Annotated in this window: 9 protein-coding genes (1 of these 9 only partly in view); all 9 read right to left on the bottom strand. The window is 42.6% G+C overall.

Annotation, left to right across the window (positions count from 1 at the left end; genetic code table 11):
* On the bottom strand, positions 1-995 hold the 5' portion of the coding sequence (locus NQ503_RS00230) for an ATP-binding protein (protein WP_005423968.1). Its footprint begins 319 nt before the window's first position; the window shows 995 of its 1,314 coding nt (coding positions 1-995); the start codon lies at positions 993-995; its stop codon lies off the left edge, out of view.
* A complete protein-coding gene (locus NQ503_RS00225) occupies positions 992-1,702 on the bottom strand; it encodes a LytR/AlgR family response regulator transcription factor (RefSeq protein WP_022388923.1) in 711 nt (236 codons plus the stop codon). Before NQ503_RS00225 ends, NQ503_RS00230 begins: the two co-directional genes overlap by 4 nt.
* Positions 1,703-1,777: 75 nt before the next feature.
* The gene (locus tag NQ503_RS00220; protein ID WP_005423963.1) at positions 1,778-3,229 is read right to left on the bottom strand and encodes a family 43 glycosylhydrolase; all 1,452 of its coding nucleotides are present in this window, start codon (positions 3,227-3,229) and stop codon (positions 1,778-1,780) included.
* Positions 3,230-3,361: 132 nt separating this feature from the next.
* A complete protein-coding gene (locus NQ503_RS00215; RefSeq protein ID WP_005423960.1) occupies positions 3,362-4,672 on the bottom strand; it encodes a leucine-rich repeat domain-containing protein in 1,311 nt (436 codons plus the stop codon).
* Between the two features lie 2 nt (positions 4,673-4,674).
* The gene (locus tag NQ503_RS00210) at positions 4,675-6,033 is read right to left on the bottom strand and encodes an MBOAT family O-acyltransferase (protein WP_005423953.1); all 1,359 of its coding nucleotides are present in this window, start codon (positions 6,031-6,033) and stop codon (positions 4,675-4,677) included.
* Positions 6,030-7,838, bottom strand: a complete 1,809-nt coding sequence (locus NQ503_RS00205) for a leucine-rich repeat protein (protein ID WP_005423951.1) — start codon at positions 7,836-7,838, stop codon at positions 6,030-6,032. The genes NQ503_RS00210 and NQ503_RS00205 overlap by 4 nt, the downstream gene beginning before the upstream one ends.
* 135 nt (positions 7,839-7,973) lie before the next feature.
* Positions 7,974-9,443, bottom strand: coding sequence for an MFS transporter (locus NQ503_RS00200; protein WP_005423949.1), 1,470 nt, complete (start codon positions 9,441-9,443; stop codon positions 7,974-7,976).
* A gap of 4 nt (positions 9,444-9,447) precedes the next feature.
* A complete protein-coding gene (locus tag NQ503_RS00195) occupies positions 9,448-9,882 on the bottom strand; it encodes a hypothetical protein (RefSeq protein WP_005423947.1) in 435 nt (144 codons plus the stop codon).
* 12 nt (positions 9,883-9,894) lie between these two features.
* Positions 9,895-12,960: a glycoside hydrolase family 3 C-terminal domain-containing protein gene (locus NQ503_RS00190; protein WP_005423945.1), complete on the bottom strand. Its 3,066-nt coding sequence runs from the start codon at positions 12,958-12,960 to the stop codon at positions 9,895-9,897.
* Positions 12,961-13,139 lie beyond the last annotated feature (179 nt).

The raw sequence follows: 13,139 nt of genomic DNA, 5'->3' as shown, positions 1-13,139 counted from the left end.
ATATCATCCATAAAAGACAGTGCTTCCCCGTCTACAATAAATTTCAGTTCAATTTCCTTATTCTGGCATATCATTGCTTTATTTGTCAGCACAGCATCCAGAATCTGATTTCCCGTCTTATTCTGTGTCTCGTATACCCGGATCTCCCGTTCCATCTTTTCCAGATAGTTTGTAGACTTTCCGGTATAAGACTGCGTTTTGAGAATATTGATCTGATGCTTCAGATCATGATATTTTTGATTCACCATATCAATATTTTCTTTGGATAGCTGATAGTTTTTATATTGCATCTCCATAATATTATGCAAAGCATCTTTTTCAAACCGGATCTGAACTTCTTTTACCTGAATATGATATGCATACAGCACTGCAATACCACTCAGATCTACAAGTGTACGGATAATAAAAATATCCATAACAAAGCTTCCACTGAACAATCCATTCTGATCAAGATAGCTTAAGTTACTCATGGCAAATACTGATGCAGCAATGATAATGACCACCAGCAGTTCTCTTCTTGTAATATGTAGTTCTTCAAGATCTTTTTTGAGATTCAGCTCAATCAATGTCAATATGGCAAAAATCACTGCATACACCAGGACCAGTTCCACCCATCTCCAGTGTTCTCCATGCATTCCACGCACATACCGCAGATAATAATAGATCTGCCAGCACATAGACGCAGCAAACTCTCCGTTAATAAAAGCCTTTACACAATAAAATCCAGCCTCTCTGAACGAAAAATCATTACATATATAAATATATCCAAGAAGTAGTCCTACGATCACCATCATTGATGGAATAAACAGTTCCTGTCTCACGCCATCTGTTTCTGTCATAAAAAATAAAAGGAGGGCAAACTGAACACAGCTTACTGCTGCCAGCTTCCATCTCCCAAGTTTTCTTTCATTCGTACATGCAATCACAAATACGGATAAAGCATAAGCTATGGCATAGTAATACCCTGGTGTATTTAGCACCTCTGCTGTGTTCATTTGCCCACCTCATTCAAATATTCATTTAATGCGTCCAGGAATGGTTTTCGTCTGCTCCTGCTTACCTGAATCGTATCTCCATTGACGCTGACGTCACTTCCCATATAATTATCCACATACTCCAGATTTACCAGATAGCATCTGTTACATCTGAAAAAGCTTTTTGCATCCAGCTGACTTTCCGCATCCCGGATCGTTCCTTTGGTCGCAAAGCTCCCTTCTGTTGTATGATAAAGCAGAAGGTGGTCCTGCACCTCTACATAACAGATCTGTGTAATATCCAGTTTCTTTTTGCCGCCTTTCAGCGCAATGGTGATAAATTCTTTTTCCTGTACGTTTACTCTGTGAAGCGCTCTTCCCATACTCTCCGAAAAAGAGAAATACGAAATAGGCTTCAGCATGTAATCCAGAGCATTTACTTTATAGCCCTGAATTGCATACTGAGGCATATTAGTTATAAATATGATAATAACATCCTTATCCAGTTCGCGGATTTTTTCTGCTGCTTTCATTCCATTCAGGAACGCCATCTCAATATCCATGAGGATCAGGTCATAATCCGCAGAATAATCTGTCACTATATCTTCTCCGTCCCGAAATTCTGTAACCTGAAATTTCAGTCCGTTTTCTTTTTCGTATCGACTCAGGTGAGTTCGTAACGCTTCCAGGTCATTCGCATCATCTTCCACTGTTGCAATACGAAGCATGTTCATCCCCCGTGCCTTTTCTACATAATAATACTTGTAGTATAACAAGAAAAAGCACAGGAAACAATGTATTTTTTATTTCAGAGTAAATGAAATAAAATCAAAGTTTCCCTTTCCTTCGAAGACGAAGAACAAAGCTTCTTTATTTCCCGAAACATGAATATCAGAGGAAAATTCCCTGAGTTCTTTACTCGGGCTGATGGAAATCTCAGCTATAGCTTCTCCGTTTTCACTGGTACGGACATACAGTGTACCTTCCGCATGTCCCTTTATAGTCACACTGATCTCTTTTGTTTCACTGAGATCAAAATATTTAAATCCGGCAAGCGCACCATCACACATATTTGCAATGTACTGATCCGGTCCGGATTCTCTGTCTTTTCCATCCTGGGTCAGGTAAGGACATCCTTTTTTTGGATGCTTGATCATACTCAGGAAACGAGTACCTTTTTTTCCATAAAGATTGCATGCAATGTATGACGGATAGCTTCCTTTTCCTTCCAACGGACCTCCATTTAATCCACAGGAGGTCATTTCTGCCTGATAAAATTTGCCATCTTCAAAGCGGATTTCTTCTGCCATAGCCTGACGTGAAGACTGTTTACGGTTGCTGTGTCTGTGATAAAAAACAAAATATTTTCCATTTAATTCAATGATACTGCCATGTGTATTTCCGGTATTGCATCTCGCATGCTTCACATCCGGTACACCTTCAAAACCTACATCACCGTTACTTACCAGAATACCGCCATACTGAAATCCTTTAACCGGGCTGTCACTTGTCGCATAGCAGAGTTCATGGCTGTTCATTGTGCTGTAAATGAAATAGTATGTACCATTAAATTTACGCATGGAGCTTGCTTCAAGGAAAGAATGTCCCTCATAAGGAGTACCGATGGATTCCTTTTCGCCAGCAACTCCAATATAGGACGGTCCATTCAGTACCGTCAGCATATCAGAAGGATCAAGTTCAAAACACATCGGGCCATGTTCTGTCGGTTTCGATCCATCCAGAAGGATCGGGTTTCCTGCCAGTGCAAAACCTGTATACAGATACAGTTTTCCATCATCATCCATAAAGATACCCGGATCAAACTGGAACGGCTCATTTTTTTTGCCAATTGCAATACCGTCACTGTATTTTACATACCCGTAAAATTCATATTTTCCTGCCGGTTCATCACATACAGCTACGGAGATCATCTTTGTACCACCCATGAAATAGTACAAATAAAATCTTCCATCCGGTCCCTGCACCATATCCGGTGCTGCAAGGCCATTTGTCAGACGGATTCTCGGTGCTGCCGGATCCTGTTCTCTCTTATAAATGCAGCCCTCATAACGCCAGTTACCAAGATCATCCACCGGTGCCGACCAGCAGACATAATCGCCCAGGCAGAAATTCAGTCCGTTGAATATGTCATGAGAACCGTAAACATACACACGGTCTCCTACAACATGTGGTTCTGCATCCGGAACATATTCCCAGCTTGGCATGTATGGATTCACAGCCTGTTTTGTTTTCATGTTTTCCCTCCAGATTTCATATTATCAATTTCACAATCCTGATTTTACAGTTCAAAATTTATAGTCTCACTTTTATCGTATCTGCATTGTATCATGATTTTCCGTATCAGATTTCTTTTGAACGTGGTTGGTTTATTTTTCTGCGTGAGCAGTAACTTTCCCGATCCTGCCGGCATACACTGACCAGAAATAATTTCGCTTATAACTGTCTACAGACATCTGCGGAACAAGGATTTCTGCACCTGTACCATCCAGAAGATGCTGACCCACAATACATTTCGAAGGATCTTTCTGTTCAAGCACAATTTGCTTAAGACCTGCGCAATTCGAAAAAGCATAGTCTTCAATCTGTGTCACATTCTCCGGGATCACGATCGTTTCTTCACCCTGATATGTCTCACTGTCCTTTGCAGTCCATATTCTGGTTTCTGCAGATACATCTCCCCACGTTCTGTGAGGTTTCTCCGGGAGTTCCACAGTTACAGCTCTGTCATCCCCCAGCATCGCTTTCATATCGCGGATCAGCTGCACGGTATTTACCTCTTTTCCTGGCTGATTCAGATGAAAATTGGTGTCAAAAAACCACTCCGCTTCCATCAGACTGTTTTCCGGATTTCCTATAACAGGAAAATCCAGTTTCTGACGCAAAAATACATCATATGCTGCCAGGTCATCCATATCTTCCACAGACAGTTTATTTACCGGACAGTACCGATACCAGACCACAGCCCCTTTTTTTTCAAGTCTTTTGGCCCAGTCATTCATATAGTCCATAAATTCCGGCTGAACTACATCTTCTGTAAATCTTACTTTCTGGTTCACATCATAACCATTCGGAAGGATGTTTTCCCGACATGTATCCAGTTCGATATCTCCGTATGTATTAAAGGATTTCTTCTGATAAATGCTGTCCGTCTGAGGCTTCTGTCCTTTCATTACATAATTCAGCTTTTCCAGTGCAAACCGTGGAAAATTTCCCAGCATCGCGTCAAAGTTTTCACTTTTCAGATCACGAAGCATTCCAAAGGCTCCATCAGCAGCCTGCCACATGTATTCTCCGTTAAAATAATCGGAAAATGTCTGCTCACCCTGCTCCGGGGAAAGGATTACGATATCTCCTTCATGAATATAATTTTCGGAAAGATCCATAACTGCCTTGGTTCCAAGACCTGCATACATACCGAAATTAACTATTTCATATGAAGGAAAAAAATCATCCATCAGGGCACTGTCACAGTCAAAAGCCACTCCGCTTCCTCCGACAAGCACAATTCGCTTTCCCGAAGTTTCCTTCAGCCTCTCATATTTACTTTTCAGTTCTCCCATAAATGTATCCCCGAACTGTACAGGCAGTCCAAAACCGCAGATCAGAAAAAATACCTGTTCAGCCAGAATCACTGCCAGTGCAGTTGCAACAATACGTCTTACTGTTCTTTTATCCATATTTAAAACCTGAAATAAATAAATGCATTTTCACCGCCTGATGCCATCCTGCCAAGCCATGAAAATTCAATCACAGTCACCATAACAACAAAAATCACTGCTGCCATACAAAAGCCTTTCTGAGTCTGGCAGTTCTTATCGATTTCCTCAGGAAGTCGTTCCAGAATCAGCCAGCTAATTCCTGTCGTAAGAAGTCGCAGAATCGCAAATCCCCGAATTCCCAGGAAACTCATAGTCTCAGCTATTCCACTGCCCAGAGGATTCACAAACGGCTGTTGCAGAATCCGCCATGCGCCTATAAGTGAAGGAGCACGAAAGAACACCCACGCAATATTCACAAGAAGCAGCGTAAGAATCCAGCCAGCCACCGGATGAAGGATTCTCTTTTTATCTTTCCTAATCTGTGAAAGGCATATAGCGCCAACCATATAGATCCCATGGATCAGTCCCCATACAACAAAATTCCATGACGCTCCATGCCAGAATCCACTCAGCAGAAAAACGATCAGTACATTCCTGCATCGCTTTGCAAACCCTCTGCGGTTTCCTCCAAGTGGAATATATACATAATCTGTAAACCAGCATGTCAGGCTGATATGCCATCTTTTCCAGAAATCCTGTATGCTTACCGCGCGATAAGGATGCCTGAAATTTTCCATAAGCCGTATTCCCATCATACGTGCCGCACCTCTTGCAATATCTGTATATCCCGAAAAATCACAATAAATCTGAACCGCAAAAAACGCCGTTCCCAGAACCGCTCCAATCCCTCCGGCATCCTGCGGTGCAGCATATACTTTATCAACATATACCGCCAGATAATCTGCCACGACAACTTTTTTGTAAAATCCCCGGAGCATCAGCCAGAAACCATTCAGCAGATTTTCCCCTCTCATTGTATGCTTTTCCTTCAGCTGTCCAAGAAGATTACCTGCTCTCTCGATCGGACCTGCAACCAGCTGTGGAAAGAACGAGACAAACAGAGCATAGCTTAAAGGACTTTTTTCCGCTGAAATTTCGCCACGATACACATCGATCACATATGCCATTGTCTGGAAGGTATAAAATGAGATTCCCACTGGCGGGACTGAATATTTCAGACCGATCAGAAATCCCAGACATACAGTCACTGCCAAAATCAGCCAGGCTCTTCTGTATCTGCCCTTCTCAACAGCAATTCCCGCCAGATACGTGATTGCCGTTGTAAGCAGAAGCAGTCCTCCTGCCCAGGAACTTTCTTTTATGTAAAAGAAATAGCTCACAGCCAGTAGAAAGAGTTCTCTGTATTTCCATGGAATCTTCCAGTACAAAAGCACTACCACCGGAAAGGAGAAAACAAATGTCAGTGATATAAAATTCATTTCTTTTCCTCCTTCGCAAACTGTTCTTTCAGATCCCTTATCACTTTTTCAGTCCGGATCTGTGCCCCTTCCGTAGACAAATGATTATCCGTTCCATACAGATAAATTCCTGTATACAAAGAATCCTCAAGTTCCGAAATGACAGGAACATTCAGCTGACTCTTAAAATATTCATGCAGCCGGATTCTTTCCTCCTGTGTGCTGTCTTCAGAAAGCGCATATTTATTCCTGGGTGAGTAAGTAAAATAAACTTTTATTCCCTGATCCAGAAATCTTTGAAATTCTGTATTTATGGAATCGATATAAGTATCCTTCGGATATGCATTTACTGTATAATTTACCGGAAGTCCGTAAATCGGTTTTTCACTTGTGGAATTCGGACGGTACACTACATAATCCCCGTATTCATTGTAGCTTGGCTCCTCCACTTCATTTCCATCCTCGTCATACTCTGATGCGCAGACATCATAATTTTTTCTTTCCATATCTGCTCTTGCATCCTGATATGCAGTAAAAGCAGTGAAAATCTGTTTATACTCTCTGAGGTCCAGCTGCGCAAACACATCATAATCAGACTCCATCATGGCAAAAGTTGCATAATCCAGTTCCTTCTGATAACAGAACTGCCGGTTTGCCGCATCAAATTCCGGAGAATCCAGAAGAACATCTCCTTCCTTCATACAGGAACGAATCAGTTCAAGCTGCGGAAGTGCCGGTGAATAGGCAAAAACTCCCATATTGACTACTTCATAATCAGGAAAAGCCTGGTCTATCATCTCACTGTCGTAACCAAATCTTGTCGAAGAGCCGGAAAACAGGACAATCTTCTTTTTATCCTTCATACTCAGCAGACGATCATATTTATCCTGGAATGTATCGAAATAATTTCCACTGTAGGCCGGAGCCTCGATTGCGTTGATATGCAGAGTATGCAGCATATCACAGTCCTGAAATGCATAGTCACTGATTTTTTCCAGATCATCATAAAGATACAACTGTTCCAGATGACTGTTTCTGAATGCCCACTTTTCAATTTCATAGATTCCCGGCGAAAGAATCACGGTTTTACAGTCTGTATCTGCAAAAGCATTCTCCCGGATTGTACGTACCGGCAATCCTCCAAGACTGGGTGGAATACAGATCTGCTGTGCCTTGCCGCTATATCCGGTTATGACTGCAAAGCCTGATACTTTTTTGTATATAAAATCTGCCTCGTCTGTCCACGGCGTCCACTGTGCATACAGCACAAGCCCTGCTTTCCACGCGATCCGGCTTCCAAGTCCCACAGCCTGGCCGCTTCCATCAGCCCTGGTATTCCATCCAAGCAGTGTGTAACCCTTTCTGAAAAAGAGATCCGTTCCTATTGAAGTATTGATTCTCTGGTGAGTACCTCGATAACAGATGCTCACTCTGTCTGAATCCCCTGAAGTGTTTTGTCCGCCATTGGCATCATACAAAATCTCATATTTTCCTTTTTCAGCCTGAATGCAGATACTCTCCGAATATTTTACTTCATGCAGAACAATCTCCACGGTTTTTCCATCATCATCTTTTATTATTTCTGTCTCGCCATGATAATCTGTGCCCAGAATCTGCCAGTTATTATCCAGCGTGACTGTAAAGCTCACATTGCTTCCGGATTTTATTGTTCTGACAGGATCCGTTACCTGATACCCATCCCCCTTTTCCATAACAATATGACAAAGCTGTTCTTTTTCGGGCTCTTTCTGCTTACATCCTATCAGACCTGTCACTATCAGAAGAAGGAATACCCAGAATACAGTTTTTAATTTTCTTTTACCCATAGTTCAGTCTCCTCCTTCCGTTTTATCTTATAAATACACAGCGGCCTTCCGGTAGACTTAAGGCACAGCTTTAATTGCTTGCTAACCTTAGTTATACCAGAAGACCGCCTGATTGTACCAGTCTTTTAAGACTCTTTATTTATTGTTTTTTCTTGCTGCAATTGCCTTCTGCTCTTCCGGCAGATCCTTCTCTATCGTAAAGAAGAAAATCAGAATTGCACAGATCACATAAGCAATTGTCTCTACCCAGATATATCCGACAGAGATTGCTGTCTGTGCCGCAGCTGTCTGTGCTGCAGTACCCAGTGCAATGTCTGCTGCCTGGTCATATCCACTGGCATTTAAGATTGCACTGAAAATAGAATTACATACCGGAGTCGCAGCAACCATGATGGAACTGTAAATAGACATTGTCAATCCATCTGTACGGATCCCGAATTTGTACTCAATATGATCAATAACATCCGCAAGCATGGCAAGGATCATGTAGCATGCCGGAGCAGATCCGAGACATTTCAGTGCCACACCGATTGCTACAGGAACAATCTGTCCGTTACCCATAATCGCGATCACACCACCGACAGCTCCCAGCAGCATACCAACCATACATACAATACGTTTTCCAAATTTATTACAGAGAGGTACGATTGCCACTGCTGCCACAGCCATCGGAACCGCACCCATGATACTTAAAAGTGACTGTGAAGCACCCCAGGCATCTGCTGTTCCAAAGAAAGTGTTGTCCATTACCCATTTACAGAAATACGTCATGGAACCGTTCTTCATAGCGCCGCTCCACTGGAAGCCCATGTAGAACAGCATAACGATCCACCACATTTTTTCACTGGTAACTGCGGAAAGCTGTTCTTTCAGAGAAGCAGTTTTGACTGTTTTCTCCTCTTCAGCTCCCTGTGACATCTGCTCTTCTGTTACACGCTCACGTGTAAATTTAAACTGTAAGAAAATGGTAAGTGCAGAAAAAATAGCAATGGCAGTCATCGCTACCAGCCACAGATGCTGATTTTCTTTCAGTGCGAAAGAAACCAGGATCGGGAATACCATGGAACCGGCACCCATAACAGCAAGTCCTGCCACATTTGTGAAGGAAGCCAGTGCACCTCTCTGTTTACTGTTTCTTGTAGATACAGGAATCAGTGTGGAGTTAGCTGTATTGTAGATCGGATAAGCCACAGCATAAAACAGGTTGTAGGCAATCGCGATCCACACCATTTTGGCAGTTCCCTCAAAAGGAACTACAAACATCAGTACAGAGGCAATGGACAGAGTCAGAGCAGACAGCAGGATCCACGGTCTTGCCTTTCCAGCCATTGTTCTCGTACGCTCAATAAGCTGACCTACGATCAGGTTTGCTGCTACGATCAGAATGGTCGAGAACAGCTGTAAAGTTGTCAGAAATGTCAGGTTCAGTTTCAGGACATCTGTAAAATAATTCTGAAGGATACTGGTAAAAATACCGGAAGCCAGAAGTGCTCCGAACGGTCCGATAAAATATCCGATCAACATCTCCGGAAGTTTTACATCCTCTGATTTGATTCTGGAACCGGTCAGTGGACCGTTCCAGAAATCTTTATTTGTCTTGCTCATAAAATCAATCCTTTACTACTTTGAAGAAGGAGGAAATAATCGTGAAGATCAGAGCGACCGCACATACGATCATTCCAATGATCGCACCTTTTAAATCCGCCATATTCTGAGCGTTGTTCTCAAAAGTCATGATGGACCCGATTGCAGCGATTCTGCTTCCCACAAAAGCAATCAGCGCATATGCTGTCAGCACACCGCATGCTACCGGAATAATATCCAGAACCGGCTTTGCTCCCATTTTCACAGAAACTATGATCATAACGATTTCAAGAATCGCAGCAACAGCCAGGCAGGCAACGATTGTATTATCAGTACCAGTAGTTTTTACAAAATAGTTTGTTTTGCAGTTCATCATGTACAGAACCAGTCCTGCAACAGTTACTAGAACTGTGATTACACTTAAGACCAGTCCTGCGCCCATTTTTTTCTTTTCAGTCATAGTTATTCCTCCTTACTGCTCTTTCTTTTTCAGTCCAAGCAGGTACATTGCTGCACAGAGTACAGTCAGTACACCAAATCCGATACGAAGACCTGTGATCAGGTTATCATACCATGTATTCAGTTTCTCAATATGTGTAGAGGTTGACATACCATCCATTGCATTTGAGTTTGCAAGTGCATAATTCTGATACAGCATTGCCTGTTTCAGATCTGTCAGAAGTTCTTCACTCTGGCTTGCATTTTCTACACTCCAGTATGGCCATACTGCTTCTACTGCTGCCATGGTGTTGTCACCGGTGTTACATGTCATGGTTACACCATTATGTACTGCCATGTGAATCTTCGTATAAGCCGGATCCTGAATGAAGTCCTCAGACATCAGGCCCTTGAAGCCCCATTCTTTGTGAAGGATATTCAGAAGCAGTCCGGTATGTGCATTACTTGTCACACAGCCGACACGGTTGTATGTAGTCATTACAGCAAGCGCATTTGCATCTTTGATACAGGACTGTGTACCACGAAGCTCATTTTCACGTGCAGCCTGTTCTGTCATAAACTCGGCAATACCGGTACGGTTGATCTCCGTATCATTGAATGCCAGATGTTTCGGTGCGATCAGTACGCCATAGTCATGTCCGGCCTTGATGATTGCTGCACCCTGACCTGCTGTCAGAACTGCATCTTCTGAGAAATATTCATGGTTACGTGCATTGTACGGTGTACGATGAAGGTTGGTTCCAACTCCCCACCAGATTGCTGTATTTGCCCACAGAGAATAGTTACCTACTGCTTTTCCCCATTCTGCAGCCAGCTGTTTGCTGAATGTCTGGCCAATAACAGTCTCATTTGCCATAACACCCATCTTGTAGTCACGGTTCGGATCATCTTCTGCGATCACACAAGGATCTCCTGTAGAAGCATCGGAGTTTGCATACTGGCCCAGCGGATAAGAGTTGAATCCGTTCGGTCCATCGTTCTGGATTGCTTCCGGAGAAGTGATAGATTCGATAACCTTTGTGCTGGTTCCACCAAGTCCAGTACGGATCAGGCATTCTTCCAGAGTAAGCTGATCCATCAGTGTACTCCATCTTTCATCTGTGATATCTTCTACACCCTTCATATTTGCCAAGGTCATTCCATTATCTGCCCCGAAGGTTACAGAAGACGGATCTCCGTTTGCTTCGATATCACTGTAGTCATCAGCCATAGTGCTGATCATCTCATCTGTAGCTGTCAGGTCTTTGTATGTTTCCGGCCAAGTTCCTTCCCAGTCATTTCTGCTTAAGTAAGTAACGGTGTCTTCCATCCAGTTATTCAGATCTGCATCCTGGAGCTGATTTTCTACCGGTGTACCATTTAAAGTTACTGCAAAGGAAGAGGAATCGAAATCACCAAGTTCCCATGTCTGTACATTATCTTTATTTCCTTCAACATCCTGATCCTGTGCAGCAAGCACGTTATTTACTGCCTCATGTGCACCATTTCCAACAGTGAAGTAATAAGTTCCATTGTCCAGTATCCAGTTACCTGTTGTTCCTGCTTCATTCTCGCAGGAGCTGTCCCAGCTTGCCATATCCTGTGCATCTGCTGTAATTGTAACAGTCTGGCTTTCGCCTGGCTCGATCATATCTGTTTTTTCATAGTCGAGAAGCTGTACTGCTGATTTTTCTACTTTATTTTCTACATCATAGTCTGTATAAGGAACAGAAGTATACAGCTGCACAACATCTTTACCAGCAACATCTCCTGTATTCTTAACATCTACTTCTGCTGTTACAGTTCTGTTAGCAAGGTCTACATCCACACTCTTGAGAGTCTGCTCGAAAGTTGTATAAGAAAGACCATATCCAAACGGATAAGATACTTCATCATCATAGTTCCATGCTTTGCCTGTAGAACTTCCTACAGTTGCGTCCGCATTTCCCTGTCCAAGTACCGTATCTGCATATCTTGTCTCGTAATATTTATATCCAGTATAAATATCCTCTGCTTCCACTTCTTCTGCATTGATATTTACAGACGGATCTGCATTTGTCCACTCATAGTTTCCAAAATTCTGTGCTGCCGGTGAGTTGGCATTTGTCACAGCATAAGTATCTGTCAGATGACCGGACGGATTTGCTTCTCCGGAAAGGATATCTGCCACACCATAGAAACCATAACCTCCTGGGAAACCAATTTCCATGATTGCATCTACACCATCGTTATTTTTGATCTCATCAATTTCCATTGCATTTGCATTATTCAGCATAACAATGACTTTACCGCCGTTGTTCTCTTTTGCTTCAACAGCAGCGTTGATCAGGTCACGCTCATCATCACTTAAGCCAAGCGGGTCAGTCTGATTCAGATTCTGAGATGCATCTACGCCATCCACACCCGGAAGGTAAGTTCCGTTTTCTGTAGAAGAACGTCCGATTGTTACAAGCATAACATTGTAGTTATCCATGGAATCCTTCCACTTGTCATCTACACTGTCCATTTTTTCCTGAGAAGGCTCTTTGCTTGCAAATACACCATCTGTTGCCGGAGCTGTGATGTGGTAATATTCCATAATATTTCCCCACATGTTAACCTCTGTCTTAAACTCTGATTCCAGACTCTTGTACAGATCATGAAGGTCTTCATTGATCTTGAATCCCTTTGCATCCAACGCTTCAACAAAATCTACAGTATCTGCATCTGTTCCTTTATTCTCATTCAGGGAGCTTCCCATGTCTCCACCCTGTACCGGATAGTAGCTGGAAAATCCAAGAAGGGACAGTTTCTGTGTCTCATCTTTTGACAGCGGAAGTGCATTATTCTCGTTCTTTAACAGAACCGTTCCTTCCTCACTCATACGTTCTCCCAGATCCTCGATGGAATCCAGAAGTTCTGTCGTGCTGGAATAATCAGATTTATGTGTGTACAGGTCCTCATCTGTACTGTCTGTTACCATCGCACTGCTCTTTGTGCCAAGAAATTTGTCGATATCTGTACGATAGCTGTCTACTACAGGTCCTGCCGCAACAGAAACGGTCAGAAGAGACGCTGTAAGAGTAGTCAGACCACGCCAGAGATTTCTTTTTCTGCTCATGATTATAGCTCCTTTCTTTCCCTAAATATGGTCAAGCCTCATCGCTCAAGTGCTTCCATACTTTCTATGAACATAAATTTAACATATTTTTAAAAACGCTCCCATTTTTTTCGCAGACTGCACTTTTTCAGCCGTAAATGGAAGCGTTTTTTTATTAAATTTTCACAAACAAAATTTTT

Source organism: Blautia obeum ATCC 29174 (assembly GCF_025147765.1).
Taxonomy (GTDB): domain Bacteria; phylum Bacillota; class Clostridia; order Lachnospirales; family Lachnospiraceae; genus Blautia_A; species Blautia_A obeum.
The sequence above is the reverse complement of the archived record's forward strand: the minus strand, read 5'-3'. Positions and strand labels throughout refer to the sequence as shown.

Bases quoted from the DNA above. Each gene is read 5' to 3' on its own strand.
- NQ503_RS00210 (WP_005423953.1), bottom strand. From the start codon at position 6,033: ATGAATTTTATATCACTGACATTTGTTTTCTCCTTTCCGGTGGTAGTG.
- NQ503_RS00190 (WP_005423945.1), bottom strand. From the start codon at position 12,960: ATGAGCAGAAAAAGAAATCTCTGGCGTGGTCTGACTACTCTTACAGCG.
- NQ503_RS00215 (WP_005423960.1), bottom strand. From the start codon at position 4,672: ATGGATAAAAGAACAGTAAGACGTATTGTTGCAACTGCACTGGCAGTG.
- NQ503_RS00220 (WP_005423963.1), bottom strand. From the start codon at position 3,229: ATGAAAACAAAACAGGCTGTGAATCCATACATGCCAAGCTGGGAATAT.
- NQ503_RS00225 (WP_022388923.1), bottom strand. From the start codon at position 1,702: ATGCTTCGTATTGCAACAGTGGAAGATGATGCGAATGACCTGGAAGCG.
- NQ503_RS00205 (WP_005423951.1), bottom strand. From the start codon at position 7,838: ATGGGTAAAAGAAAATTAAAAACTGTATTCTGGGTATTCCTTCTTCTG.
- NQ503_RS00200 (WP_005423949.1), bottom strand. From the start codon at position 9,443: ATGAGCAAGACAAATAAAGATTTCTGGAACGGTCCACTGACCGGTTCC.
- NQ503_RS00195 (WP_005423947.1), bottom strand. From the start codon at position 9,882: ATGACTGAAAAGAAAAAAATGGGCGCAGGACTGGTCTTAAGTGTAATC.